The sequence below is a fragment of the Desulfitobacterium sp. genome (assembly GCF_034927245.1).
GTDB lineage: Bacteria > Bacillota > Desulfitobacteriia > Desulfitobacteriales > Desulfitobacteriaceae > Desulfitobacterium_A.
In genome coordinates this window covers 154,245-181,219 of the sequence record NZ_JAYFQK010000038.1, presented here as the reverse complement: position 1 = coordinate 181,219, position 26,975 = coordinate 154,245, and the positions used below count along the sequence as shown (strand labels likewise).

Genomic DNA, 26,975 nt, shown 5'->3' with positions numbered 1-26,975 from the left:
CCAAAATAAATATACTACAGCTTAGTCAGCTTCGCATATTCTGCAATCAGTTTTTTTATCTGTCCGCCAAACACAATCGAGATTTCCGCCTGGCCTCCTTCTCCTTTAATGGAGACAATAATTCCCTTGCCGAATTTTGCATGTTCCACTTTTTCACCGACATGATAATCAAAATCATCAGGCGATCGCACAGGGCTGCCAACCTTGCGATCCCACGTTTCCCATGTCGAACGTCCCCCGGAATTAGAAATTCCTCCTCTGCCTGCCGAAGGCAGAGGCTTTTTCATGCGTGTCGGCGGGAGATCAATCGGATCATGTTCGACCAGAAGTTGTGGCGGGATTTCCTCCATGAATTCCGAGGGCCGATTATATTGCGTTCTGCCATAAAGCATTCGCTGTTCGGCATAAGTGAGATATAGTTTCTCCCTGGCACGCGTGATTGCGACATAGCATAAGCGGCGTTCCTCTGCCAGCAGTGTAGGGTCCATCATTGAACGGCTGCTGGGGAAGATTCCTTCCTCCATGCCCGCAAGGAAAACCACCGGGAACTCCAGCCCTTTGGCACTATGTATCGTCATCAAGGCCACCGATTCATCTGCAGGATCAAGGGAGTCAATCTCGGCCACCAAAGAAACTTGCTCCAGGAAACCCGATATTCCAGGAACAATATATTCTTCCTCGTCATTTTCGTTTTCGCCTTCGGCGTTATCTTCGTCCTGATTCAACGCTTTTTCATCATATTCAGCTGTTACTGATAAAAACTCATGCAGATTTTCAAGACGAGCTTGGGCTTCCGGCGATTGATCTGCATTAAGAATATCCCAATATCCTGTTCGTTTTAGAACCTCTTCGACTAAATGGGTCACTGAGCTTTCCTCAAGGGCAAGCTGTCTAAGTTCTTGCATGAGGTGGGCAAACGCTAACAAAGGTTTTTTAGCCCGTGTGGTTAAGTCCGGAATATAGTCCGCTTCCATAATAGCGTCCAGAACAGGCATCCCCTGTTCATTGGCATATTCAAGGATCTTCGCCAAAGTGCTTTCACCCAAACCCCGTTTCGGTACGTTAAGGATACGGGAAAAAGCCACCTGATCGGAAGGGTTATAAAGAACACGCAAATAGGCCAGTGTATCTTTAATCTCCATACGTTCATAGAATTTCAATCCTGAAAAAATTCGGTAGGGAATCCCCTGCTTCATAAAGCGTTCTTCAATTACCCGCGATTGGGCATTGGTCCGGTAGAGGATAGTAAAATCATTATATTTGCGGCCTTCCACATCCCGCAACCGTTGAATCCGCTCCGCAATATAACGGGCTTCATCACGCTCACTTTCGGCCATATAGTAAACGAGCGGGTTTCCTTCGCCATTTTCTGTCCAAAGCGATTTTTCTTTACGTTCCGTATTATTGCGCACCACGGAATTAGCGGCTTCGAGGATATGCTTCGTCGAGCGATAATTCTGCTCGAGCTTTATGACTTTTGCTTCGGGATAATCCCGTTCAAATTCTAAAATATTTTGCACATCCGCTCCCCGGAACATATAAATGGACTGGTCATCATCTCCGACAACGCAAAGATTTCGATTTTTCTTTGCCAGAAGATTGACCAAGGCATATTGGGCATGGTTCGTATCCTGGTACTCATCCACCAAAATATAGCGGAATTTATCTTGGTAGTAGGCCAGAACCTCCGGATTCTCTCGGAAAAGCCGTACAGTCAGCATAATAATATCGTCAAAGTCTAAGGCATTATTTCCTTTAATCTTTTTTTGATAAAGATCGTAGACCTTCTCAACCTTTTGCTCGAAATAATCCGTAGCGTGCTGCGAAAATTCTTCAGGAGTCAGCAGCTTATTCTTCGCATCACTAATCGCTCCGCCGATCGCTCGGGGGGCTAATTTTTTCTCATCATAGTTTAATTCTTTCATACATGATTTGATCAGAGCTTGTTGATCACTGGTATCATAAATGACAAAACTGCGCGTATAACCCGGCAAATGTTCAATCTCACTCCGTAAAATGCGGACACAAGCAGAGTGGAACGTTGCTACCCAAAGTCCTCGCCCTTCGCTTCCCACTAAAGTTCCAACCCGATCGCGCATTTCCTGGGCCGCTTTATTGGTAAAAGTAATTGCAAGAATGTTCCAGGGATCTACCCCTTGCGCCATAAGATGAGCAATTCTGTAGGTCAGAACTCGCGTTTTGCCGGAACCTGCTCCTGCTAAAATCAATAAAGGACCGTCCCGGTGTTCGACGGCCTGACGCTGAACCGGGTTTAAATCATCTAACCGATACATTCTCCCACTCCACCTCACTTATTCGACTTATTATTATATCATAAGTTCGGCTGGACGAGGAGTTCCTTCTTGTTACAAAAATCATCTTTCTCTATATAATTCCAGTAATGCCAACAACTTTGACTATATATCACGGTTGTCTGACCTTATAATGAACATAGCTTGTACAAATTATTACAGAAAGAAAGGAATTAGCCCATGAAAAAAAGACTAATTTTTATTATTATAATGCTCCTGTTAAACGTTCTTATGATCACACCAGCGGCCCAAGCCTCAACGCTCCTTAAGACAGGTAACTCCGGGTCCTCGGTTCAAGCGTTGCAAACCGATCTTAAAACACTGGGATTTTTCTCAGGATCTATTGACGGGATTTATGGAGTTAAAACGAAGGAAGCGGTTATCGCTTTCCAGCAAAATAATCACCTCCAGGCGGACGGGATTTGTGGTTCCGCAACCCTAAAGTCCATATCCCGTGCCCTTAAGACTAAACAGATTCTTTCGACTGCTTACAAATATAGTGGAACACCTTATGTGTGGGGCGGAACTTCACCTTCCGGTTTTGATTGTTCGGGATTTACCCAATATGTGTTTGCCAAAAACGGAGTCAGCCTTCCCAGAGTCAGTCGGGACCAATATAACAAAGGAACTTCCGTCGCCTTTAACGCTTTGCGGCCCGGAGACTTGATCTTTTTCAACCTTTCATCCGGCGGAAAAATCAGTCACGTTGCCATTTATATCGGTAATAATCAGTTTATTGGTGCGACATCCTCGAAGGGCGTTCGAGTTTTAAGCCTTACTTCCTACTGGAAAAATGCTTATGTTGGGGCAAAACGCATTTATTAGAAATCACAATCCTTGTTGTTTCTATGGTATAAAGTGTCATCAAATTCTTCATACTAAGCCAAGAATAGGAGGTATGAAGAATGAATGCAATTTGGCTTGTTATCGCAGCAATTCTCTTTTTAACCCTGGGTTATCGTCTCTACGGTGCGTTTATTGCCGCCAAAATCTTGGCCCTGGATGACAGCCGCAAGACCCCTGCGGTAATACATGATGATGATCGGGATTACGTCCCGACAAATAAATGGATTCTATTCGGACACCATTTTGCGGCTATTGCCGGTGCTGGCCCTTTAATCGGGCCGACTCTTGCCGCTCAATATGGTTACATGCCCGGTGTCCTTTGGATCCTTATCGGTTCGGTCCTTGCCGGGGCCGTTCATGACATGGTTATCCTTTTTGCCTCGGTACGCCACGATGGATTGTCTATTTCCGAGATTGCCAAAGATGAACTCGGTCCTGCCGCCGGCCTAGTCTCTTCTTTTGCGGTTCTTTTTATTTTGATCATCACTATGGCCGGATTGGCCTTAGCTGTCGTCAATGCCCTCTTTAACAGTCCCTGGGGTACATTTACGGTGGGTGTCACCATTCCTATTGCTCTCTTTGTAGGCATTTATCTTCGCTGGCTGCGAATCGGCAGAATCGCTGAGGCAACTGTTATTGGGGTGGCTTTAATCTTTCTCGGAGTCATTCTCGGGCCTATGGTTGAGCAATCCTTTTTCGCTCCCTATTTTACATATTCACATCATCAACTGGCGATTATCCTTGCCGTCTATGGCTTTGCGGCGGCTACTCTCCCTGTCTGGCTCCTTCTTGCCCCGCGTGACTACCTCAGTACCTATTTAAAAATAGGCGTTATCGGGGCTTTAGCTATCGGGATTATCTTTATTCGGCCTGAGTTGAGAATGCCTGCCTTTACACCGTTTGTCAATGGCGGCGGTCCTATTATTCCGGGTCCGGTCTGGCCGTTTATGTTCATTACGATCGCCTGCGGTGCTCTGTCAGGGTTTCATGCGATTATTGGAACCGGAACCACTCCAAAGATGATCCACTATGAACGGGACATCCTGCCGATTGGCTTCGGAGCCATGGTTGTCGAAGGATTTGTGGCTCTGATGGCACTCATTGCCGCATCCAGCTTACATCCCGCCGATTATTTCGCGATCAATACGGCACCCGCTGTTTTTCAGAAGCTAGGCATGACCATTCAGGAACTCCCCCAGCTTTCCGCACTTGTCGGTGAGAGTGTGGCGGGTCGAGCCGGAGGTGCTGTCTCCTTAGGTGTAGGAATGGCTGATATTTTCAGCAAAATTCCTTTCCTGGCCTCCATTTCCAAATACCTTTACCATTTTGTAATCATGTTTGAAGCCCTCTTCATTCTCACAACCATTGATGCCGGTACACGCGTCGGCCGCTATTTATTACAGGAATTGGGCGGCAAAGTATATAAACCCTTAGGCCGAGTAAACTGGTTTCCGGGAATGATTGTCACCAGTGCGTTAATTTCATTAACCTGGGGATATCTCGTCTATAACGGAGATATTTCAACCATCTGGCCTTTATTCGGGGTAGCGAATCAGTTACTTGCAGGTATGGCCTTAGCCATTGGTACGACCTTAATTTTTAGAATGGGAAAAGCTCAATATGCCTGGACAACGATCCTTCCCTTTATATTTGTCACGGTTACAACCCTTGTTGCCGGATACCAAAACATTGTAATTTACTATCTTCCCGTCGGTAAAAACCTTTTAGCCGTTTTGACCGGGATGATGATGATCTTAGTGTCGATCATCCTCGTTATTGCAATTCGCAGATGGTTTGAGCTGATGCGCGGGAATTCGACTCCAGATCTTGACCCTCAAAGCTAAAGTAGGGGCCGTTGCATTGCAACGGCCCCTACTTTTATGCTTTAGCTTGCATCTCTTCTTTTTCGATTAGGCTGTTTAAGCATTTAATGACTTTACCTGACTGGTGATCTAATTTTTTAAGGCATTTTCGAGCCTTTGTAATATCGCCTTGCCGAAATGCGCTCGCCGCTTCATAAGCCATTTCATGAACTAAACGATGCGGTTCATCCATCGCTTTGAATTCCGCTAATTCCTTATAGAGATTCTCTTCCGCGTTATACCATTTTCCCAGCCGACACATCTTGTGCGAGGTAACTTCTTCAGGGGATACTTGTTCAATCCCTTTAAGCATATTCACAATGCGTGACTTCCAAAGAAGGTGATCTGTTTTTGCTTTTTCGAGAATATCCTTATTGGTTAGCTTGTCCTTAGTAATTTTAAAATGATCTACATCGCTATTAAGCTCCTGGGCCATGACTGCGGTTTCTTGAACGCTCGTAGCCACAGTTTCCATGGAAGCATTGATTTCTTCCGTGGAAGCAGCTACTACCTGCGCCTGTGCGGAAGTTCCCTCGATTACACTTGCAACAGTGTTAATCAATTGGACAATCTTATCGGAGCTTGCTACCTCCGAATCTGTGACCTCAACGCTGTATTGAACATCCTTAGCCGTATTTTGCACTGCCTCATAAATGTTGTTCAACGCCTCTCCGGCTCGGTTCATAATCTGAACACCGATTTCAACTTCCTCACGGCTGTCTTTGGTGGATTGAACCGCTGCATTGACCCCGATGAGCACTTTTTGAACTAAGCCTGACGCATCTTTAGCCCCTTGGGTCGAAAGTTCGGCTAATTTACGAACCTCCTCAGCCACGACAGCAAACCCTCTTCCGGATTCTCCCGCGCGGGCTGCTTCAATGGCTGCGTTGAGAGCTAAGAGATTGGTCTGATCGGCAAGCCCTGTGATTGTTTCGGTAATTGAATCAATCTGTTGGGAAAGTTCACTTAGGGTTGCCATTAACTCTTCTGTTTCAAGCGTCTTCGTGCGAATCGTGGCCATTCTGCCCACAGCATCTTCGACGGTCTTTTTCCCGCTTTCTGCTGTTTCCAAGGTCGTTTGAGAGCTCGCAGCAGCGGATTGACTTTGCTTCCTGGCAATTTGTGTTAATGATGAAAGTTCAAGCAAGACCTGAGAAGCCTCAACGATTGATTTAGTTCCTTGGTCAGCATCATTTGCTACCTTTTGCATACTCCCGCTGACCTCGCCCACAGAAACGGTGACCTCTTCACTCGTTGCCGCAAGCTGCTGAGAAGAGGCTGCCAAATTACTTGAAACATCCCTAGCCTGTTTCACGAGTTCCGCTAATCGTGACACCATCACATTAAAGGCCGCGTTTAAGTCTCCGAATTCATCGTTTGATTTAACTTCCGCAACAACCGCGAGATCTCCTAACCCAGCCCTGCTCATGGTTTCCTGCAATTGATTGATTTCGCGGATGATCCAGCGGGAAAGAGCTAAGCCGATAAAAAGGGCCGCGATTATTGCCAAAATACTTCCAACTAGGGTATCCCGGCTTGCCCTGTTGATATTGTTGAAGATTCCTTGTTGGTTCACCTGCAAAGTATCGCTTTGCCTTTGATTAAATCCTTCAAGCAGAACTACAAGCGGTTCAAACATGTTTTGCCCAGAAACCCCCAGGGCAGTTCCCGGTGTACTTTGGATAATCTTTTCATTGCCTTGCGTATAGTTCTTTAACATGTCTTTGAACTTCCGGAGATCCTGTTGATCAGCCGGTGTAAGGTCAAGGTTGTTTAAATTTGCAAGGGTTTGATTCATCTTCTCTAAATCTGCCTGGTAAGCGTCAATCAAAGGTTTACGCTCATCAACCGTTTGAGCATTGCTGATTCGAATCATATTATCATCCGCACTGTGGATACCTATCATCAAATCCTTGGACAAGGTTAAAATATTTGAGTGGTTAATTACCTCATCAACGGCTAAATTGACTTTGCTATGAAAATAGGAGCTTACTGATAATGCTGCGATAAAAATTATGATAATTCCAAAATACCCGCCAAGAATACGAAACCGAACCGATTGTTTCACGGACTGTCACCTTCTTCCTAATACCCTAATCCATTTCAAATACCTTATTGAGACGAGTCATAAGGAAAAGATCCTTAACAACTCCCTGCAAGCCTCTAATCACAACACCCCCTCCATTTTCGATGGCACGTTTATGAATAGCAACCAAAACACCCAGCCCTGAACTATCGATATATATCGCCTTATGCATATCTATAATAAAGCGACGATGTCCCTGGTCGATCAATTCGAGAAGCTTTTCCCTAAGCTGTGCCGCATCTTCAACAAATATCTTGCCCTCTACAATCACCAAGACCTCTTGTTGGTTAACACTGATTTCAAATGACATATTTGCTCCTCCTCGTATAATTACTTATTCAATGACTGATATTTTTTAGTAAAGAAACTGCATTTCCTTTAGCATTATAGTGTACGTGGTCCATAACCTGCTCTATTATAAACAAACCGCGGCCGGATTCCCCCCATTGCCAATCCCTATTATCCTCACATTCACGTGAAGGAAACTTTGACAAAAGTCTTTCCGTACAGAAACCACCCCCGGCATCCTTAACGCGAACAAAGAAGTACTGGGAATCCAACAGGAAGAGACTAAACGTAACCGCAGGCACTGTAGATTGTCCGGAAGCCGCTCTAAAAGCATTATTGAGCGCTTCGTTGATGGCGATTTCAACCATGGTTATTTCATCACCGGACAATTCTATTAATGCTTGCTCAATACATCGGTGAACGTCTTCGCGCTTCGTGCGATATTCTTGTTCTGTCGCAAATGTACACCGCATTAGTTTTTGACGCATATTATTTCTCCTCTTCCCTATTTTGGGCGTGTAAAGCTTAATGCAGTAGCATCATCCGCTAAATTTTTGCGAAAGAATGATGAATTTAATACTTCCATAAGGCTTGTGATATCCATAGTTAACGGAATCTTTTTCTCCTGCAGCTGATCCATAAAGCCATCCGTTAAAAAAATAGCTCCGTCCCCGGGCCCAAACGGACATTGATGTTCCTCATATTTTTCCTGTGCGGATATGCCTAAATAGAGCCCCGGTTGACCCACCGTTCTTATTCCCGATTCTTGCCCGGTTGAAAGCAAGAAATGATTAATTCCCGCCATACAGTACGTTAATGTTCCCCGCAAAAGATCGATATTAAAAAGGATCACCCCCGCAAAGAAATCATCAGGTAAGATGGCGATGCTTTCATGGTTCAACCATTCCATTTTTTCGGCCAGAGAAATATTTTTGGAGACGACATACCGAAAAATGGCCCTTAATGCAGACACTTGCAAAGAGGTCACAATTCCATGCCCCATGACATCAAAGAGAAACCCCTTGAAGATTTGATCTTCCTCATCCCAACGATAATCATAAGAGTCTCCGCTGAGGTAATCATAAGGAAGAAATATGCTCTTCATCTTCAATTGCTCATGGACAAAGTCCGGTCGCAAAATGTTCTTCTGAATCCTGCCCCCTAATTCCACCTCTTTGCGTCGCTTCATATCCGCTGTAATATCACTAAAAATCGCAAAATAGTGGGTTATTTCAGACTTTGAGTTATAAACCGCATGAATTGCTAACGCCTCGGGAAAGATCTCCCCGTTCTTGCGTTTATTCCAAATCTCACCCTGCCATTGGCCATTTTGACTAAGATCCTGCCACATCTTGCGATAGAAGTCATGTTTGTGTCGACCTGATTTAAGTATGCGCGGGTTTTTACCTAAAACTTCCTCAAATGTATAACCCGTCATTTGCGTAAATGCAGGGTTAACAAACTCAATTCTTCCGTTTGCATCAGTCATGCAAATTCCTTCTTGGGCCGCCTCGAAAACACGTGAAGCCACCTCAATCACTGCATCGGGGCAATATCCCGTCTCAAAGCACAAACTCACAGGGTATCGATGACTTTCATTTTCCATATGATGCCTCCACAAGTAAGATATTAGAATTGACTTCAACCTAATTATGATTCTATGCTTATTTATACAATCCTGCCTAAAACTATATAATTTCATAAAAACTTCTATTTTTACTTTTTATTAAATTTGCTTCAATAAACTGTACCTCTCCAGGGCCTCATCTTCATCAATAAACCATAGAAACCCATAATCCGCTTGTTCACTGTTAAAGGTACGAATCAGTCCTCCTTCTAAAACCCCCTTTCCCCAAGCCACAAAGAACTGGGCAGGAGAATTCACGGGGTTTACCCCGGTGCCAAAGTAAATAGGGACACCCTTTACTTCGCTTTTCTCCAGAATATTAGCGCGTGTCATGCCGCAGGGATTACCCATTTTTTTATCTTCTCCTCTCATCTACTTTTATTCATTTCTTCATAATTGTTTCTCAGTACACCGGAATTTTCCTGCCATATCCTGTCTTCTTTTTAGAAGGAATCATATTTTTAATGTCGAATTTACGAGGAACAAGAACCCACTTTATCTAAGAGGAGAACTTCATGACTCTGAATAATAAAAACGATAGCTCCGGCCAAAAGACTCCCAAGTTTATCCATATAAACGAAGCTGCGTCTCTCTTATCCATCTCTACCGCAACTGTTAGGAATTGGATTAAGTCAGGTAAAATTCGTGCTCTAGCCGAAGGCCGCTCCCTTGTATTTGACGAAGATGAGATTCTAAGCCTAAAAAGGGAAATAGAATCCGGGGCTTCACCCCGCCTTAAAAGCAGGCGCAATAAAAAAGCAATTGAAGGGACATATATCCCTGCCGAATATGTCAAGTCAGAAGAATATCAAAATTATGCCGAAGAAATCCTTCGGATTGTTAATCGATCATCGATAGAAATAAACTTCCCACTGATTTTATTAGAAGTCGCCTTAGGTTTATTCGTTTGCCGTAGACGGTTGGAAGTTCCCCCCCAATTCAAGGAACTCAGCTTGAGCGAACTTGCAGGTGAGGGAAAGCTTAACCTGGGAAGCAGTGCGGGCCTTTTTCTGGCTCTTTATGATTTTCGCCAAAAATCTTCCGAAGCCCAATTGAAGATTCTCCGTGAAATTCACCGACTTGATTTATCATTTATTTCTGGAGAGGACTTGCTTGGGTTACTTTATATGTCTTTATCCAACCTGAACCATCGCAAAACAAATGGAAGTTATTACACGCCTTCTACCCTCGTGGACTCTCTCGTCGACAAAAGTCTCAAATCTTTGTCGGAAACCGCTTTGCCTAAAATGATCGATCCTTGCTGCGGATCAGGAAACTTTCTTATTAAGCTCTTTTTAGCGCTAAGATCTCAGCTCTTAAATGATGGACTAAGTATGGAGGAAGCGGAAACACGTTTACTGCAAGAGGGCTTATTTGCATACGATCTTGATCAGACTGCCGTTACCTTAGCCAAGATTAATCTTGAGTTATTACGGGAAACCCCCGAGACCCCCGCGGTCTATCATATCGAATGCCGCAATACTTTGGAAAACTATGGTGATCTCTTTGCTCAAAATGATCGTGGAAATTTCGATCTGGTTATCGGCAATCCTCCGTGGGGTTATAGCTATACAGCGGAAGAAATTAACCTGCTTAAAGAGAAATTCACCACCGCACAGGCTTCACTTGAATCCTTTTGTTTATTTTTAGAGTATGGGCTCAGCCTCTTAAAACCCAATGGCATTCTCAGCTATGTTCTTCCCGAGGCCTTGCTGAATGTCCGGCTTCATAGCCCAATCCGCAGGCTCATCCTGGAAACCACTGAAATCCTCGATATTGAGTTGCTGGGGCAACAATTTTCCAAAGTCTTTACCCCAACCATTACCCTTATCGTCAGGAACCCCGAACATCCCGTCCGCAGTGATCATGAAATTCTCGTCTCTGCCGAAGACAGAATTCAATCAATTCCCCAACGGCGCTTTTATGAAAATAATATGTATATTTTTAATGTGAAAGCTTCAAACCTCGATGATCAAGTTATCGAGCATATGAAATCCCTCCCCGGCATTCAGTTTTTGAAAGGGAATGCCGACTTCGCACTGGGCATCGTCACAGGCAATAATAAGGATTGGATTCTCCCCAAGCCCTCTCCCAACGCTGAGCCTATTCTCAAAGGCAATGATCTTTTTAAATACAACTTTTACCCCAGTGAAAACTATATCGTCTTTGAACCTCAGAAATTTCAACAAGTTGCCCCCGAAACACTCTATCGTGCCCCCGAAAAATTACTGTATCGATTCATCAACCAAAATTTAGTTTTTACCTACGATAACCGACAAACCCTATCCCTTAACAGTGCAAATGTCTTGATTCCGCAGTTGCCGGGATACGCCATAAAATATATCCTTGCTGTTTTAAATTCGCGGGCTGCCCAGTTCTTCCATTCGATCACTTTTTCTTCGATCAAAGTCTTGCGCAAGCATATCGAATCGATTCCTATTCCCCCTTGTGACATAAAAAAACAACATGTCATTGTCAAACATGTTGATATGCTGCTGGCCGCCGCTGATAATACCGTTCGGGCAGACCTCTATGAAAAAATCGATGCACTGGTCATGGAACTTTACAACCTAAATTTTCAGCAACGCAGCTTAATTCTAGAAAAATTTGCCGAAGTAAAATTTCTATCAAGGTGAGAACGCTTTTAACGATCTTTTCAATTGGACAAGGTATAATCTTTCTCATGTTTCTTATTTTGACGGCCCAAAAGCTCTTGCGAAATCTCTTTTAAATCCACGCCTCGATCTTCAAGCATAACCAAAAGGTGGTAGAACAAATCTGAAACCTCACTACGAATTTCCACGGGATCATTGTTCTTGGCGGCAATAATCGATTCAGCGCTTTCCTCCCCGACTTTCTTAAGGATTTTGTCAATCCCTTTTGCAAAAAGATAAGTTGTATACGCCCCCTCCGGGCGCTCCAAATTGCGCGTATGAATCACTTGGGCTAACATTTCCAGGGTTTGACCCAGAGGGATATCCGCACGGACTTCAGGTTCGCCCACTGTTCTAAATGCAGCGCTCCGCTCATCCTCAACTTTATAATGAAAACAACTGAAGTAATTTTCATGACAAGCCATTCCCGTTTGTTTCACGGTCAACAGAACTGCATCCTGATCACAGTCAAACTTGATATCGATCACTTCCTGAGTATGACCTGAGGTTTCTCCTTTTCTCCATAAAGACTGACGGCTGCGGCTATAATACCATGATTGCTTTTCGCTCAAAGTCCGGCGCAAGGATTCTTCATTCATATAAGCAAGCATCAGGACTTCACGGGTTTCAACATCCTGAACTACAGCGGGAACCAGTCCGTCCGCATTCCACTTTATTTTTTGAAGGATAGGAAAACTTTCCCTACTTTCACTCATCATTCTTCCTCCATTTCTTCATATTTACCAACGCACAGGTATTTTTCGCTCTTCTAAATAGCGTTTTGTTTCGGCAATGCTATACTCCCGATAATGAAAAATCGAGGCCGCTAAAGCCGCATCTGCTTCACCGGCTGTTAGGCCCTCGGCAATATGCCCCAGGTTTCCTACCCCGCCGCTGGCAATTACCGGCAGCGAAACGGCTCGGCTTACCGCTCGGGTCAATTCCAAGTCATAACCGTTTTTCGTACCGTCACGATCCATAGAGGTCAGCAGAATCTCACCTGCCCCGAGCTGTTCCACTTCTTGGACCCACTCCAGAACATCCTTGCCGGTTGCTGTCCGTCCTCCGTGGATGAACACTTCCCAACCGCCTGCTTCCTTTTGACGCGCATCGACCGCTACAACGATACATTGGCTTCCGAAGGCATGTGCACCTTCTTTAATAATGTTGGGATTTTGGACGGCAGAAGTATTAAGCGACACTTTATCCGCACCTGCGCGCAAAACCCGGCGAATATCTTCAAGCGTACGCAGGCCTCCCCCAATCGTAAACGGGATAAAGACTTGCTCCGCAGTGCGGCGCACAACATCAATCATGGTTTCGCGTCCCTCAGAAGAGGCCGTAATATCTAAAAAAACGAGCTCATCCGCTCCTTCATGGTCATAGAGCGCGGCTAATTCTACGGGATCTCCCGCATCGCGTAAGTTGATAAAGTTTGTCCCTTTAACAACCTTTCCTTTGTGCACATCCAGGCACGGTATTATTCTTTTGGCCAGCATGTACTTCACCTCCCCAGGATTTTTAATGCCTCAGGCAAGGTAAAAGCCCCCGCATAAAGGGCTTTCCCGACAATGGCACCTTCAATCGATACTCCGTTGGCGGCTTGCGCCTGCAGCTTCTGCAAATCCTCAAGGCAAGAAACTCCGCCCGAAGCGATAATTTGCAGCCGGCTTACCCGAGCTAATTGAACTGTGCTGTCAATATTCGGTCCCTGCAGCATTCCATCCCGCGCGATGTCTGTGAAAATAATCCGCCGGACACCCGCCTCTTTCATCTTCAAGGCTAAATCGATGGCCTTCATTTCTGTTGTCTCAGCCCATCCCTGGACTGCTACTTGGCCATTTTTAGCGTCAATACCGACAATAATCTTCTCCCCGTAACGTTTGACCGCTTCGGCCACCAATTGCGGATTTCGCACTGCGACGGTTCCGAGGATGACCCGAGCCACTCCTAAATCCAGCAATTCCTTGATTCTCTCGAGTGTACGGATTCCTCCCCCAACCTGAACCTTGAGATCAACCTTGTCAACCACTTCACGAATCACACCATCATTCACCGGTTTCCCTGCGAATGCTCCGTTTAAATCCACCATATGAAGATATTCGGCGCCCTCAGCCCTAAAGCGCTGCGCAACTTCGAGGGGATTTTCCGCATAGACCGTGGAATCCTCCATCCGGCCCTGCAACAGGCGAACGGCTTTGCCTTCTTTTAAATCAATGGCCGGAAACACGATCATTTTTACTCACCCACCTTCCGAAGTTTTCGAGCAGTTTTAAGCCCCAGGGGCTTGATTTTTCCGGATGGAATTGCGCTCCCCAAACATTATCGCGACCGACTAAAGCGGGAAAGCGGACGCCGTATTCACAGCTTCCCGCGATATCCTCGGGACGTTTGGGAACGGCATAGTACGAATGCACAAAATAGAAGAAGGATTCATCCGGGATTCCTTCCCATAAAAATGAAGAATTTTCCTGATGGACATTATTCCAGCCCATATGCGGTATCTTTCGTCCTTCGGGAAAGCGCACGACACGACCGGGCAAAAGTCCCAGACCCTGATGTTCTCCATGTTCCTCTCCGACTTCGAAAAGCACCTGCATGCCTAGGCATATTCCTAAAAAAGGGCGGCCCGCAGCGGCATATTGACGCAAAGGTTCAACCCATCCTTGCTCATTTAAAGCCACCATCGCATCGGCAAAAGCCCCCACACCGGGCAAAATGATTCCATCGACATCCTTAAGCTCTGCTCTATCGGCTATAATTTTTGCGGGAAATTCAAGCCGAAGCAAGGCTTTTTCAACACTTCGCAAATTGCCTCGTCCATAATCGATAATCCCAATCACTTATTCGCACCTCCTAACCCATGAGCCGGCTTCAATCCGGCTCCGCCTCTTCAAAATCATGATTCTCTGCACGCTTACTACTCCTTAGCCTATAAAACGCCTTTAGTTGATAAAACACCTTGAAAACGAGGATTTAGACGAACCGCCAGACCTAAGGCCCGTCCTGCCCCTTTAAAAACAGCTTCCATAATATGATGACGATTCTTGCCTGTCAGCAGATGGATATGCAGCGTTATTCCGGCATTAACGGCCAGAGCACGAAAAAATTCTTCCGCCATCTCGACCGGAAAATCCCCAATCATCCCATCCGGACATTCAACATTCCAAACAAGATAAGGGCGATTCGAAAGATCAAGCGCGACCTGAACTAAAGCTTCATCCATCGGCAAAAGGGTATCCCCCACACGTTCAATCCCTTGACGTTCACCCAAGGCCTTTTGCAAAGCTTGTCCCAAGACAATCCCGCAATCCTCAATCGTATGATGCGAATCGACCTGCAGATCCCCTTTGGCCTGGACCTCTAAATCAAAATAGCCGAAACGGCTCAAGGAAATGAGCATATGGTCAAAAAAGCCGATACCTGTCGCAACTTGGGCTTCACCGCTGCCATCCAGATTAACCCTGACTTTAATTTGTGTTTCCCGGGTTTTTCGTTCGAGAGTTGCTTCCCGCATTTGCATCCCTTCCTCGTTCATCATTTCCTTCTTGCTTCCACAGCCCGGGCATGGGCCTCCAAGCCTTCCCGGCGGGCAAAGTGTGCAATCGAATCGGCATCTCGTTTTAATGCTTCTTCAGAATAATTGATGACACTCATTTTCTTCATAAATGTGTCTACATTCAGGGGCGAGTAAAAACGCGCTGTGCCCCCTGTCGGTAAAACGTGATTCGGGCCGGCAAAATAGTCACCCACAGGCTCCGGTGAAAAACGCCCAAGGAATACCGCCCCGGCATTTCTAACCTTCCCTAACCATCGAAACGGTTCTGCCACGACGAGTTCAAAATGTTCCGGAGCAATTTGATTGGCTAAAGATAACCCTTCCTCTAAATCTTGAACCAATATTGCCGCTCCGTAGTTTTCCCAGGAACTGCGGGCAATATCTTCACGCGGCAGATCAGCGAGCTGTCGTTCTACTTCCTCAATGGTCCGCTCTAACAGTGTCCGGTCAGGAGACACCAGAATTGCCGAAGCGAGGCGATCATGCTCGGCTTGGGACAGCAAATCTGCGGCAAGCTCTTTCGGACGTGCCGAGTCATCTGCCAAGACAAGAATTTCACTTGGACCGGCCAGCATATCAATATCGACCGTTCCGAAAACCTGCTTTTTCGCCAGAGTTACGTAGATATTGCCGGGACCCGTTATTTTATCCACAGGAGCGATTTCCTTTGTTCCATAGGCTAAAGCCGCGATTGCCTGCGCACCGCCTACTTTATAAATTTCGGTAACTCCCGCTTCGGCAGCCGCAACCAAAACCTCGGGCAGAAGCGAACCATCCGAGCGCGGAGGGCTCACCATGACGATTTCTTCAACGCCGGCAACTACAGCAGGCAAAGCGTTCATCAGAACGGACGAAGGGTATGCAGCCGTGCCGCCGGGCACATAAATTCCTACTCTCTTTAAAGGAAGAATAAGTTGACCGAGGATAGATCCATCCTCTTGCGTATCAAACCAGGAGGGACGTTTCTGTTTTTCGTGAAACGAAAGAATATTCGCTTTCGCTTGGCGAACCGTTGCCAGAAACGCTTCATCAACTTGGCTGTATGCTTTTTTTGTTTCAGCAGGGCTTACTTTTAATCCTGATTCACGCAGATTAACTTTATCCAGTGTTTCCGTCAAACGGTAGAGGGCTTCATCCCCTTCTTGGCGAACGCTTTCCAAAATGTCGCTTACCCGTTGTTCGAGCTCTGCAGCATTGCCATAGGATTTACGGGTTAAACGCTCTAAATTCATATTCTCTAATTTTTCAACCTTCATTACCGGAAATCCTCCAATCATTATTTTACAGCGACGATCTCACGAAGTTTTTCAGTTAAATCATTGATCCGTTGGTATTTCATGCGATAGGCCACTCGGTTGGCAATCAAGCGGGTTGTTGCTTCCAGAATCGGGGCCACTTCGACAAGGTGATTTTGACGCAACGTTGTGCCGGTAGAAACAATATCGACAATCATTTCGGCAAGATTTACACGGGGTGCCAACTCAATATTGCCATGAAGCTTAATCGGAACGACTTGCATACCCTTTTGCCGGAAAAACTCTTCGGTTACCCGCGGGAATTTCGTGGCGACCCGCTGATGATTGAGGACATTTAAGTCAAACATGCCATCCGGCAATCGCGGCGGAACGCTTTCCTCAGGCATCGCAACAACAAATCGGCAATACCCGAATTTGAGATCGAGGAGTTCGGCGACATCTTTATTTTCCTCTAAAAGCGTATCCTTACCGACAAAACCAATATCAGCCGCTCCATGTTCTACATAGGTCGGGATATCGGTTGGACGGCAAATAATAATTTGTGCTTCAGACCCTTTTAAAGAAAAAAGCAGTTTCCGTGATTCCTCACTAACCTCGCCGCATTCGATCCCTGCCTTCGTTAAAACCTCCAAAGAATCCGTCAGTAATTTCCCCTTGGGGAGAGCTATTGTTAAAAAGCCTCTGGACATACTCTATCTCCTCTCCGTCTATAATTAACTATCCAAAGTATTTCTCAAGGTTAAGGTATTAGTCCTTTTTCTACACTATTGTCCCTTGTTGATTTGCTTTATCGTTTTACCTCGTTAAATTGTTAATTCGTTATGAATGTATTATAGCAGTCTTGTTTTAAAGTAACAACCATAATCTTTAGAAAAAAAAGGCTTGAATCCGAAAGATTACGGATCCAAGCCTTTTTTTAATCCCCCATCATGATCCCAAGCTTCCGGGCAGCATTTAAAACCGGTTCATCGGGACTCACTTTTTTCAATTTATTAACCGCTTCTGCCAAAGGAACCCGGACGATTTTCTGACCCTGCAGAGCAACCATAGTTCCAAAATCACCGTCAAGGGCTGCTTCGACCGCAGCTACTCCGTAACGGGTGGCAAGCACCCGGTCGGCAGCATTGGGGGATCCGCCTCGTTGCAGATGACCTAGTACCGTAACCCGGGTTTCCATTCCCGTCAAGGTTTCAAGATCTTCGCCAAGTTTTGCCCCGATCCCTCCAAGCTTGATGGGATCGATTCGACCCGGCATTTTCCGTTCCACCACCATTTCACCGCCTAATGGTGCAGCACCCTCGGCAACGACAATAATACTGAACTTCTTACCCAAATCCGCTCTTTTCTTGACAGCTGCCGCAACCCTGGATAATTCGTACGGAATTTCCGGTATCAGAATAACATCCGCACCCCCTGCCACACCGGCATAAAGAGCAATCCAGCCCGCATAGCGGCCCATCACTTCTAAAATCATGACCCGATGATGCGATTCAGCTGTTGTGTGCAATCGGTCAAGGGCGTCCTGCGCTGTGGACACAGCGGTTTGGAACCCGAAAGTTACATCTGTAGCCATGAGATCATTATCAATGGTCTTGGGAATTCCGATAACCGGGAGTCCTTTCTTCGCAAATTCCAAAGCAATGCTTAAACTCCCGTCACCCCCAATGGCGAGAAGTGCTTCAACACCAATCCCTTGAAGTTGGGAAATAACATCGTCCGAACGGTCTACCGGTTGGATCTGACCGTCAACTAAGGTCGAATAAGCAAAAGGATTATCGCGGTTCGTCGTTCCTAAAAGAGTTCCCCCGCGCGGAAGAATTCCGGAAACATCGGACAGGTTCAACAGACGATACTCTTCTTCGACCGCCCCCCGAAAACCATCCCGAATTCCGATCACCTCAATTCCCTCTTGGTAACCGCTTTTTACGATTGCCCGAATTACGGCATTCAGACCCGGGCAATCTCCTCCACCGGTAAGAACGGCTAATTTATGCATTCCATTCCCTTCTTTCATAGAGTTTTACTCTATTCGCTTAATTTGAGCAATCCCCTTGCGTTGTGCCAGCATCTCCGCTTCGGCCGGACTTAGATCGATACCCATCTCAGCCTGCGTGCCCTGTCCCCGAAGTTTCTGGACCGCTTGGATGACCTCAGTGATATTATCACCATACACTAAAACCGTTGGATTGGGTTTAGCTTTGGGATTCATCCGCTCCGCTAAAGCTCCGAGGTTCATAGCAAAACCCGTTGCCGGCAAAGCATAACCAAACTCACCATAAAGTGCATCATAACGCCCGCCTTCGATAACGGGATAACCGATATCGCGGACATATCCTTCGAAAACGGCACCTGTATAATACGTAAAACCGCGAAGAATCCCGAGGTCTAAGGCTACATACTCCTGAACTTTAAAATCCCGTAAGTATTCATAAACCATTTTGAGGGAAGCCACAGCATCTTGTAAGGACGGGCTTTGGCTCCATTCTAAAACTTCTTCAAGCATCTCTGCTTGGCCATGGAAATGCGGTATCTTTAAAAGAATCTTCCTTGCCGAATCGGGAAATTCGCTTTGCTCGACGAGTCGTTCAATACCAACCAAATCTTTATGGGCTAAAAGTTCCTCATAGTTAAGCCGAAACTCTGAGTCAATCTTTAATTCGTCCATAATCCCCGAAAAAATACCCATATGCCCAAGATTGAATTGGAAATCATTCAGTCCCAGTTCACGCAACGATTCAACCGCCAGAGCAATGACCTCGGCATCTGCTAAAGGATTAGCTGAACCCATAAGTTCAACTCCGGCTTGCCGGTACTCCCGATTGCGATTGGATACGGTCCGGTAAATATCGGCCGAGTAACATAATCTCAAAGGCAGCTCAGATCCTTTTAAACGCGAGCTGACCATACGGGCAATCGGCGTGGTAAGCTCCGGACGAAGAACAAGGACATGCCCTTGGCGATCAAAAAATTTATAAAATTGATCCCCTTTTTCTTCATCCGGCTGCAAACATGCACCATATTCTAAAGCAGGTGTTGAGACTTTTTGATAGGCCCATAGCTTAAACAAAGTAACAATTTTCTGTTCCACTTGATCTTGGATAGCCATCTCTTCGGGTAAAAGATCCCGCATTCCTGTGGGTATTCTTAATCCTAAGGAAGAACGATTCATTAAAACTTCTCCTTTTCCTCTAATCTTTTAAGAATGAGTTGATAACCATCAGCACCAAAATACAAACACCGCTTAACCCTGCTGATCGTCGCCGTACTGGCCCCCGTTTGATGGGCAATCGTCGTATAGGTTACATTCTTCTCCAAAAGCTTAGCCACTTCTAAGCGTTGGGCTAAAGCTTTAATCTCCGCAATTGTTGCGATATCCTGAAAAAAACGATAACATTCTTCCTTATTCTTCAATAACAAAATAGCTTCAAACAGTTCATCATTTAAAGGATCGCGCAGGCGGCGATCAACCCCTTCTAAAGATTTCCCAGCCTCAGCCTCTTTATCTTCTTGAGACGGTTTATTACCCTCGTCCACAAGACATCATCTCCTTATTCTTCTTCACTTTAATTTATTAAAGTATTGAGGTGTTGTCAAGGAAGTTATAAAAAAAGTACTTGCTAAAATCTCATTTTCTGTGTAGAATAGTTTTATTCTATTCTTGTTTAAACCACTTTAATTCAATTGAATAACACTCTTATCCAGAGTAGGTGGAGGGACTGGCCCGATGAAACCCGGCAACCGGCAGAAATGTACGGTGCTAACTCCTGCAGGAATAACTGGGAGATGAGAGGAAATCCGAATGTTAACTTCGCGGGATTCCTCCGTGAAGTTTTTGTTTGCTCAAAAGGAGGGAAATCATTGATTAAGATTGAGCATTTAAGTAAAACCTATACTTCCCATAAGGGAAATGTCGTCGCTCTCGAAGATATCTCTCTTGAGATCGCCCAAGGAGCTATTTACGGCATCATTGGACTCAGCGGTGCGGGAAAAAGTACTCTTGTACGCTGCCTGAATCGTTTAGAAGAACCGACCGGCGGTCAGATTTTGATCGATGGTCAGGATATTACAAAACTTTCCGGGAAAGCGCTTCGCGAAACCCGGCAGACGATCGGGATGATTTTTCAGCACTTCCATTTGCTTCAATCCAGAACGGTAGGCGAAAATATTGCCTTTCCCCTTGAAATCGCCGGATATAAGAAAAATAAGATCAAACCTCGGGTTGAAGAACTCCTTCAACTGGTCGGGCTGGCCGATAAAGCCGATGCCTACCCTTCTCAATTAAGCGGCGGTCAAAAACAGCGGGTAGGAATTGCCCGGGCCCTTGCAACCCGCCCCAAAGTCCTTCTCTGTGACGAAGCAACCTCAGCCTTGGACCCCCAAACAACGGTCTCCATCCTCAACCTATTACGCGATATTAACCAACAGTTTGGACTGACGATCGTTATAATTACCCATGAGATGAAAGTCATTAAAGAAATCTGTTCTGACGTGGCGGTTATTGACGCCTCTAAAATTGTCGAAAACGGTCCGGTTGAACAAGTCTTTATCCAACCCCAATCCGCGATTGCCAAAGAATTTATTTCCAGTGTCTTCCCCAATGAATTACCGGGTGACCTTCTCCGGGAACTGGCAACCCACGCGGATTCGGAAATTATTCGGATTCACTTTCTCGGTTCGCGGGCTTCAGATCCCATTATTGCCGATTTGATGAAGGATTGTCAGGTCCGCGCCAATATCCTCTATGGAAGCATTGACCACCTGCGCTCAACACTGTTTGGCACACTAACACTCGAGCTTCAAGGTTCAAAAGAACAACTTGCCAAGGCTCACACTTATCTTGACGAACGCGGGCTAAAAATGGAGGTGATCCAAAATGGGATTTGATTGGTCTATTATGGCAACTCCCGGCTATTGGCCGAATATGGTTCACGTCTTAACCCCGGCTCTTTTAGAAACGCTTTATATGGTTATCGTTTCAACCGTACTTGCCTATATTATCGGGGTTCCCCTCGGCGTCATCCTTGTCATTTCATCACCGGGACACATTCTTCCTACTCCTTGGGTTGAACGCATTCTGGGAACGATCGTTAATATTTTCCGTTCTGTTCCGTTTATCATTTTACTCGTATTCCTTATTCCTTTTACACGGAAGCTTATCGGTACTTCGATTGGAACAACAGCGGCCATTGTCCCGCTTGTCATTTCCTCGGCACCCTTTGTCGCCCGGATGGTCGAAAGCTCCTTAAAGGAAGTCCCTTATGGGGTAATTGAGGCGGCACTTTCGATGGGAGCTTCACCTTGGCAAATCATCTACAAGGTTCTTCTCCCTGAAGCTAAGGCTTCCCTGATTCTTGGCTTTGCGATCACCACAATCAGCGTAATCGGCTATACTGCCATGGCCGGAGCTGTCGGCGGCGGCGGTTTAGGAGCCTTAGCCATTGATTATGGCTACAATCGTTTCCGAACCGATGTTATGCTGATTACCGTTATTCTGCTTGTTCTTATCGTTCAAGGCATCCAATCGATCGGTACCTCTTTTGCTCGAAAATTAACGAGTCATTAATCTCCAAGCTCCAGTTTAATTGTTTCCGTTTTCGCCAATCGTGCTTCTTGAGCTGATGGGCCCGTTATCTCAAGTGCTTGAATATAATCATATAGAAATGAACCATGTCAGTCATTGATATGAAGTAGGAGGTATTAACATGTTTAAATCCAAACGCCGTCTGGCAACACTTATCCTCGGTTCTCTCGTCTCCCTTTCCCTTCTGGTCACCGGTTGCGGTAACAATACAGCGAGCAACGCGGGAAATACAGCTTCTTCCGGTAATCTGACTGTCCTAAAAGTTGGAGCGAGTGCGAAACCCCATGCCGAAATTCTTGAGCATATCAAACCGGAACTCGCTAAACAAGGCATCGACCTTCAGATTCAAGTCTATAACGATTATGTAATACCCAATACTGCGCTTGATGCCGGTGAAATTGATGCTAACTTCTTCCAGCATAAACCCTATCTTGATACCTTTTGTAAAGACCGGAACCTGAAACTTGTTTCCCTCGGCCAAGTCCACCTTGAACCCATGGGGCTCTATTCAAAGAAAGCGGCTAAAGTCGATGAACTTCCCAGCGGGAATACCATTGCCATTCCCAATGACCCCTCAAACAGCGGTCGTGCCTTAGCCGTACTTGAAAAAGCGGAATTGATTAAACTCAAAGACGGCGTAGGGGTTAACGGAACAGTTCAAGATATCGTAAGCAATCCTAAGAATTTTAAAATTACGATGATTGATGCCGCACAGCTTCCCCGCGTATTGGACGATCCCAAAACTGCCGGTGCTGTTATTAATACCAACTTTGCTCTTGAAGGCGGTTTAAATCCTAAAGATGCCCTCACCATTGAAGTGGCAAAGGATAATCCCTATTCCAACATTATCGCGGTTAAAGAAAATCGCAAAGATGATCCTAATCTGCAAAAGCTGATGCAGGCTCTTAGAAGTGATGATGTTAAGAAATTCATTGAAGACAAATATCAAGGATCAGTTCTTCCTTCATTCTAATCCGACCAAAAATGGATATGCGCAAAACCTATGGTCGTGTAGTTTCGGGTCTTTTTCAATAATCCATAATTATGTGCGTACAAAAATGAGGCTGTTTTGCGACAGCCTCATTTTTATTGCCGAAGTCTGTTCATTTCCTCGTATTACCAGCGCAAGGCAGGGATAGAACCGCAATGTTCCCATACACTAAGTGCAAATATTTAAGCAAGGGAGGATCTTATGAATTCCTTCGAACGAAAGATTCAAACCCGCTTACGCCTTCATCCGGAGCGCCTGCGCTTGCTCTTAGCCCTGCCCACCGAGGAAACCGTTGAGACGCTCAGTCATTATCATATCTTTGAGTCTAAAAATGCATACCTGGGTCAGCTTCTGGCTTCCCTGTTCCCGCAATGGGAAGTCCTAGCCTGTGATGGCCATACGGCCTTGGGGAAACTCCTCCGACTCTTTGAGAATTCGCCCATCAGTCCCATCCGGCATGAAGATCAATTTATACGTTCCAATCTTCTCCGTCTTCGGATTTTAGCAGAAACTTCGGGGCCCTTTCCGTTTTCTCCTTTATCGATCCAGGAAAACTTGCTGACATTTCTATCGGGCTCCGAGATTCTTGCCGATTTGCCACAGTTTGAGGTGATTTCTTTTTCTCCCGCCGAAATCGCACCCCTAACCCCTGAGCTTGAGCGCTATAAATTAAGTCCGATCAGCCGGCGTTACGTTCAAAATCTCTTTTATCGCGAACGCCAAGAGGCAATTTTCTCAGTACTGGCCTATCTGACTAAAAACTATCCCTTGCTGGGAACATGCCGCCAAGCGTATGCTGTGATGCTTTCCTTAGATGAAATCGATAAGTGGAACCGGCACCCCTTCTGCCTCCGTCTTCTTGCCAATCGTTTTTGGGAGTATCGCACACAGGAGATCCTCTGAGCTGCATTAACCCATTTTCGTTCTCAATGCCCTTTTTCCTCGCCCATAAAAAATCATCATAAGTACGGCTGCAACGAGAGCCAGAGCGGCACCAAAATAGAATGGAGCTTGATTATTAACTTGATCATAAAGGAAACCTGCAATCAGACTCGCCGGCAGAAGCGTTATTCCGACAATACAATTGTACAATCCAAGACCGGTACCTCTTTTGCTCTTATCGATTATGTCTGAAACCAGGGCTTTTTGAATGCCATCCGTCGCCGCGCTGTAAAGGCCGTAGCAAGCAAACAGAAGAATAACTATAGCAGGGCTGCTTGTCTTTCCAAAACCAAAATAGATCATCGCATAAAGAAGATAACCGAAAATGATCAGTCTTTCACGCCCTATTTTATCGGATAACATACCTGCAGGAATCGCAAAAAGCACTGAAACGGCATTAAAAAGAAGATAGATCATGGGAATATAAGGATCAGCGATCCCTATATCGCTGGCTTTGATCAAAAGCAGAGCATCTGTTGAATTGCCCAGAGTAAAAATAAAGATTATGGCCAGGAACGCATAATAGCGAGGTGAAAAATCCTTTAAAGAAATTTTGCCCAGGCGTTCTGATTTATCTCTTTTTCTCTCTTTTACAAAAAAGATGACCGAAGCTAAACCTAATAAACCCGGAATAGCAGCCAAGAGAAATACTTTACGGTATTCTCCGGGAAAAAGCATCAATACCCCGGTGGCTAAGAGAGGGCCCAGAATCGCTCCGCTATTATCCATCGCCTTATGAAACCCAAAGTTTTTCCCTTTATTGCCGGGATCTGACGAACCTGCAACTAAGCTGTCTCTCGGGGCTGTTCTAATTCCCTTACCGACTCGTTCCGTAAATCTGACGATCAGCACTTGCAGTGGAGTTGTCACGAAGGCAAATAAGGGCGAAAGGACTGCCGTAAATGCATAACCAATGATCATGAAGGGCTTGTTCTTCCCAATTTTGTCGCTCCACCAACCTGACAACGCTTTGAGAACAGACGCCGTACTTTCGGCAATTCCTTCAATCAATGAAAGTTCGGTTTTCGTAGCACCGAGAGTTACGAGAAACAAAGGCATTATTGCATAGATCATCTTGGTTGTTGTATCCGTCAAAAAGCTTGTCAATCCGACAAAGAAAATATTCCGTTCAATTCCCCATATCTTTTGGGGTTCTTTTTTCCCCTTCGTGTTCTCCTCCATATTCCCTTTCATGTTCTCCTCCCCCTTCGCCCTCTCCTTAACTGTCTACTCAGTATCTTCGTTATGTTGAAATACGAGCTCACTGTACTTTTCAAAGACTTCGTTAATTTGTTCCCGTTTTTCCCTTGCACGCTCTCTCTCGGAAGCATGGAAGAGATCCCTAGCTTCAATCTTATTAAGCCAGGATATCAGTTTCTGCAGCTCCTCTTCCTCTTCGTCAAGCTCAGCGAAGGTAAACTTTTGGATCCTGATTTCTTTTTCTATTTCCTTAAGGTATTTCTCACATTCATTGATAAATTCCCTATACTCTTCATCCCGAATCGAATTAAACTTGGCGCTGATTCTTTCTTCATGACTTTCATTCAGACATACGCTTTCCATCAAAAGAACTTCCCCGCTCTTACCTTCTATATCTTCGGCTATACTTACTAAAGCAGAGTAGTTTTTTTCACTATAGGGCAATATCCACATGGATTGATGAAAATTCACGGCACCCAGCTTTTTTAATCCGCGCCAGGCAGCAACCCGATATCTTGAAGGTTCAGTCGGTAAATTATAATTTAAGACAAGCCACTTTCCTTTTTCCACGGAAATCCTCCTATACGTTCCCTATAGTTATAATAGTTATAATAGTTATAACTATTGTAATAGTCGTTACATACATATTATCACTCTGTAACACCCGTTACAATACTAAATGTAAAAAAAGAAAAGCACGGAAAGACTGCTTTGATCGAATCATCCGCAGGTCTTTTGTGCTTTCTCCTCTTAGTCGTATAAATATTGAGCGGTAAAGGAATCCCTATTTCAGATAAAGATAACGTTCCATACTGGGGAGATAAGGAGACCATTCTGAATCGGGATAACCTTCTTTGGCATGACGGAATTGCCAAAGTTCGGCCTCCATTGCGTCGGCGTAATGAACCAGCAAGGCTTCCATTATTTTCGGACGCTTTGGCGACTGCCATTCATAGCGTCCATGATGGCTCGCCAGGATATGCATCAGCTTGGTCTTCAGTTCTGCCGGAAAACCGAGAATCATGTCTATCTCACGCGTAATCATCTGAATGCCGATGACAATATGTCCCAGCAACCGCCCTTCTGTTGTCACGTCAATGCCCCGGGCATATTTATATTCATCGATTTTCCCTAAATCATGAAGCAAAGCCCCAGTAATCGTCAGATCACGGTTTACTTCCGGATAATGAGCCGCAAGCGCAGCGGCAAGCTCCGCCACTTCCACACTATGCTCCCACAACCCTCTTAAATAAGCCTGATGAATCTTGCGGGCCGCTGGGCAGCTTCGGTAAGCATCACCAATTTTCGGATCATCGAGAATCTGATGGATCAATAAACTTAAATACGGATCTTTCACCTCTTCAATCAAGGTTTTGAGCCGTTTCTCTAACTCTGCAGCGGATACAGGAGAAGCCTGTAAAAGCTCTGTCAGATCAATTTTATCCTCAGGCACAGGTTGAAGAGCCTCAATCGTCAACTCAAGGTTTCCCCTGAATTCATTAACCTGACCTTTCAATTCGAAAACATCAAATTCTTGGAGCCAATGGTTCATTTGGAGTGTCATCTCCCAAACCTTTCCTCCGATACTGCCTGTGCGATCCTGACAGGTCAAAATAAGATAGCTGCCGGGTTTATTGCGGAAGGAAGCTTCCTTCCAATCCGTAATCAAAAAGGTCCCCTGGAATCGTTCTCCTGCCTTTAGATCTTGTATCATTTTCGTTCCCCTTTATTCACTCTTTATTTATGTATTTATTTATTCACTTGTCTTTCC

At 45.3% G+C, this 26,975-nt stretch carries 25 protein-coding genes, 3 pseudogenes and 1 riboswitch; of the genes and pseudogenes, 7 read left to right on the top strand and 21 right to left on the bottom strand.

Annotated elements, in window-relative coordinates:
* Positions 1-14 precede the first annotated feature (14 nt).
* A complete protein-coding gene (pcrA, locus tag VB077_RS10065; protein WP_323415093.1) occupies positions 15-2,294 on the bottom strand; it encodes a DNA helicase PcrA in 2,280 nt (759 codons plus the stop codon).
* 198 nt (positions 2,295-2,492) lie between these two features.
* Between pcrA and VB077_RS10060 the strand changes: the two genes are divergently transcribed.
* Both VB077_RS10060 and VB077_RS10055 read left to right on the top strand, forming a co-directional pair.
* Positions 2,493-3,137: a C40 family peptidase gene (locus tag VB077_RS10060; RefSeq protein WP_323415092.1), complete on the top strand. Its 645-nt coding sequence runs from the start codon at positions 2,493-2,495 to the stop codon at positions 3,135-3,137.
* Positions 3,138-3,217: 80 nt separating this feature from the next.
* Complete coding sequence (locus tag VB077_RS10055; RefSeq protein ID WP_323415091.1) at positions 3,218-5,002, top strand: carbon starvation protein A; 1,785 nt, start codon at positions 3,218-3,220, stop codon at positions 5,000-5,002.
* 34 nt (positions 5,003-5,036) lie between these two features.
* On the opposite strand, the pseudogene VB077_RS16625 reads toward VB077_RS10055, so the two are convergent.
* The 7 genes and pseudogenes from VB077_RS16625 to VB077_RS10030 all read right to left on the bottom strand — a co-directional run.
* A pseudogene (locus VB077_RS16625) lies at positions 5,037-5,351 on the bottom strand (CZB domain-containing protein); the annotation flags it as partial.
* Between the two features lie 267 nt (positions 5,352-5,618).
* Positions 5,619-6,047 (bottom strand): annotated as a pseudogene (locus tag VB077_RS16620) (methyl-accepting chemotaxis protein); the annotation flags it as partial.
* 306 nt (positions 6,048-6,353) lie between these two features.
* A pseudogene (locus tag VB077_RS16615) lies at positions 6,354-7,088 on the bottom strand (HAMP domain-containing protein); the annotation flags it as partial.
* Between the two features lie 25 nt (positions 7,089-7,113).
* Positions 7,114-7,416, bottom strand: coding sequence for an STAS domain-containing protein (locus VB077_RS10045; protein ID WP_323415089.1), 303 nt, complete (start codon positions 7,414-7,416; stop codon positions 7,114-7,116).
* A gap of 28 nt (positions 7,417-7,444) precedes the next feature.
* A complete protein-coding gene (locus VB077_RS10040) occupies positions 7,445-7,882 on the bottom strand; it encodes an ATP-binding protein (RefSeq protein ID WP_323415088.1) in 438 nt (145 codons plus the stop codon).
* Positions 7,883-7,899: 17 nt separating this feature from the next.
* The gene (locus VB077_RS10035; protein WP_323415087.1) at positions 7,900-9,000 is read right to left on the bottom strand and encodes a SpoIIE family protein phosphatase; all 1,101 of its coding nucleotides are present in this window, start codon (positions 8,998-9,000) and stop codon (positions 7,900-7,902) included.
* Positions 9,001-9,120: 120 nt separating this feature from the next.
* Positions 9,121-9,372 carry a hypothetical protein gene (locus VB077_RS10030; RefSeq protein ID WP_323415086.1) on the bottom strand — a complete coding sequence of 84 codons (252 nt, stop codon included), beginning with the start codon at positions 9,370-9,372 and terminating at the stop codon, positions 9,121-9,123.
* 164 nt (positions 9,373-9,536) lie between these two features.
* Here VB077_RS10030 and VB077_RS10025 point away from each other — a divergent pair, with 164 nt between their 5' ends.
* Complete coding sequence (locus VB077_RS10025) at positions 9,537-11,657, top strand: TaqI-like C-terminal specificity domain-containing protein (protein ID WP_323415085.1); 2,121 nt, start codon at positions 9,537-9,539, stop codon at positions 11,655-11,657.
* Between the two features lie 20 nt (positions 11,658-11,677).
* On the opposite strand, the gene hisIE is transcribed toward VB077_RS10025, so the two are convergent.
* The 10 genes from hisIE to VB077_RS09975 all read right to left on the bottom strand — a co-directional run bounded on the left by hisIE (position 11,678) and on the right by VB077_RS09975 (position 20,024).
* Positions 11,678-12,394 carry a bifunctional phosphoribosyl-AMP cyclohydrolase/phosphoribosyl-ATP diphosphatase HisIE gene (hisIE, locus tag VB077_RS10020; protein WP_323415084.1) on the bottom strand — a complete coding sequence of 239 codons (717 nt, stop codon included), beginning with the start codon at positions 12,392-12,394 and terminating at the stop codon, positions 11,678-11,680.
* Between the two features lie 21 nt (positions 12,395-12,415).
* Complete coding sequence (hisF, locus tag VB077_RS10015) at positions 12,416-13,174, bottom strand: imidazole glycerol phosphate synthase subunit HisF (protein ID WP_323415083.1); 759 nt, start codon at positions 13,172-13,174, stop codon at positions 12,416-12,418.
* Between the two features lie 5 nt (positions 13,175-13,179).
* Entirely contained in the window at positions 13,180-13,911 is a 732-nt protein-coding gene (gene hisA, locus VB077_RS10010) for a 1-(5-phosphoribosyl)-5-[(5-phosphoribosylamino)methylideneamino]imidazole-4-carboxamide isomerase (protein WP_323415082.1), read from the bottom strand.
* Positions 13,889-14,518: an imidazole glycerol phosphate synthase subunit HisH gene (hisH, locus tag VB077_RS10005; protein ID WP_323415081.1), complete on the bottom strand. Its 630-nt coding sequence runs from the start codon at positions 14,516-14,518 to the stop codon at positions 13,889-13,891. Before hisH ends, hisA begins: the two co-directional genes overlap by 23 nt.
* 89 nt (positions 14,519-14,607) lie before the next feature.
* Positions 14,608-15,198, bottom strand: a complete 591-nt coding sequence (hisB, locus tag VB077_RS10000) for an imidazoleglycerol-phosphate dehydratase HisB (protein WP_323415134.1) — start codon at positions 15,196-15,198, stop codon at positions 14,608-14,610.
* A 14-nt stretch (positions 15,199-15,212) separates the two neighbouring features.
* On the bottom strand, positions 15,213-16,490 hold the full coding sequence (gene hisD / locus VB077_RS09995) for a histidinol dehydrogenase (RefSeq protein WP_323415080.1): 1,278 nt from the start codon (positions 16,488-16,490) through the stop codon (positions 15,213-15,215).
* A 20-nt stretch (positions 16,491-16,510) separates the two neighbouring features.
* The gene (gene hisG / locus VB077_RS09990) at positions 16,511-17,179 is read right to left on the bottom strand and encodes an ATP phosphoribosyltransferase (protein WP_323415079.1); all 669 of its coding nucleotides are present in this window, start codon (positions 17,177-17,179) and stop codon (positions 16,511-16,513) included.
* 227 nt (positions 17,180-17,406) lie between these two features.
* Complete coding sequence (locus VB077_RS09985; RefSeq protein ID WP_323415078.1) at positions 17,407-18,486, bottom strand: 6-phosphofructokinase; 1,080 nt, start codon at positions 18,484-18,486, stop codon at positions 17,407-17,409.
* Positions 18,487-18,510: 24 nt separating this feature from the next.
* Positions 18,511-19,659 (bottom strand): ATP phosphoribosyltransferase regulatory subunit, encoded by a 1,149-nt coding sequence (gene hisZ / locus VB077_RS09980; protein WP_323415077.1) that lies wholly within the window; start codon positions 19,657-19,659, stop codon positions 18,511-18,513.
* Positions 19,659-20,024 (bottom strand): YerC/YecD family TrpR-related protein, encoded by a 366-nt coding sequence (locus VB077_RS09975; RefSeq protein ID WP_323415076.1) that lies wholly within the window; start codon positions 20,022-20,024, stop codon positions 19,659-19,661. Before VB077_RS09975 ends, hisZ begins: the two co-directional genes overlap by 1 nt.
* A gap of 157 nt (positions 20,025-20,181) precedes the next feature.
* Positions 20,182-20,280, top strand: a riboswitch (SAM riboswitch).
* A gap of 68 nt (positions 20,281-20,348) precedes the next feature.
* On the opposite strand from VB077_RS09975, the gene VB077_RS09970 reads away from it, so the two are divergent.
* The 4 genes from VB077_RS09970 (at position 20,349) to VB077_RS09955 (ending at position 23,965) form a co-directional block, all read left to right on the top strand.
* On the top strand, positions 20,349-21,374 hold the full coding sequence (locus tag VB077_RS09970; RefSeq protein WP_323415075.1) for a methionine ABC transporter ATP-binding protein: 1,026 nt from the start codon (positions 20,349-20,351) through the stop codon (positions 21,372-21,374).
* The gene (locus VB077_RS09965; protein ID WP_323415074.1) at positions 21,364-22,053 is read left to right on the top strand and encodes a methionine ABC transporter permease; all 690 of its coding nucleotides are present in this window, start codon (positions 21,364-21,366) and stop codon (positions 22,051-22,053) included. Before VB077_RS09970 ends, VB077_RS09965 begins: the two co-directional genes overlap by 11 nt.
* Before the next feature lie 139 nt (positions 22,054-22,192).
* Positions 22,193-23,044 (top strand): MetQ/NlpA family ABC transporter substrate-binding protein, encoded by an 852-nt coding sequence (locus VB077_RS09960; protein WP_323415073.1) that lies wholly within the window; start codon positions 22,193-22,195, stop codon positions 23,042-23,044.
* Positions 23,045-23,263: 219 nt separating this feature from the next.
* Positions 23,264-23,965: a hypothetical protein gene (locus tag VB077_RS09955; RefSeq protein WP_323415072.1), complete on the top strand. Its 702-nt coding sequence runs from the start codon at positions 23,264-23,266 to the stop codon at positions 23,963-23,965.
* Between the two features lie 6 nt (positions 23,966-23,971).
* On the opposite strand, the gene VB077_RS09950 is transcribed toward VB077_RS09955, so the two are convergent.
* The 3 genes from VB077_RS09950 to VB077_RS09940 all read right to left on the bottom strand — a co-directional run bounded on the left by VB077_RS09950 (position 23,972) and on the right by VB077_RS09940 (position 26,918).
* Positions 23,972-25,198, bottom strand: a complete 1,227-nt coding sequence (locus VB077_RS09950; RefSeq protein WP_323415071.1) for an MFS transporter — start codon at positions 25,196-25,198, stop codon at positions 23,972-23,974.
* Positions 25,199-25,231: 33 nt separating this feature from the next.
* Complete coding sequence (locus VB077_RS09945; RefSeq protein WP_323415070.1) at positions 25,232-25,774, bottom strand: Chromate resistance protein ChrB; 543 nt, start codon at positions 25,772-25,774, stop codon at positions 25,232-25,234.
* 214 nt (positions 25,775-25,988) lie between these two features.
* Positions 25,989-26,918, bottom strand: a complete 930-nt coding sequence (locus VB077_RS09940; protein ID WP_323415069.1) for a 3'-5' exoribonuclease YhaM family protein — start codon at positions 26,916-26,918, stop codon at positions 25,989-25,991.
* Positions 26,919-26,975 lie beyond the last annotated feature (57 nt).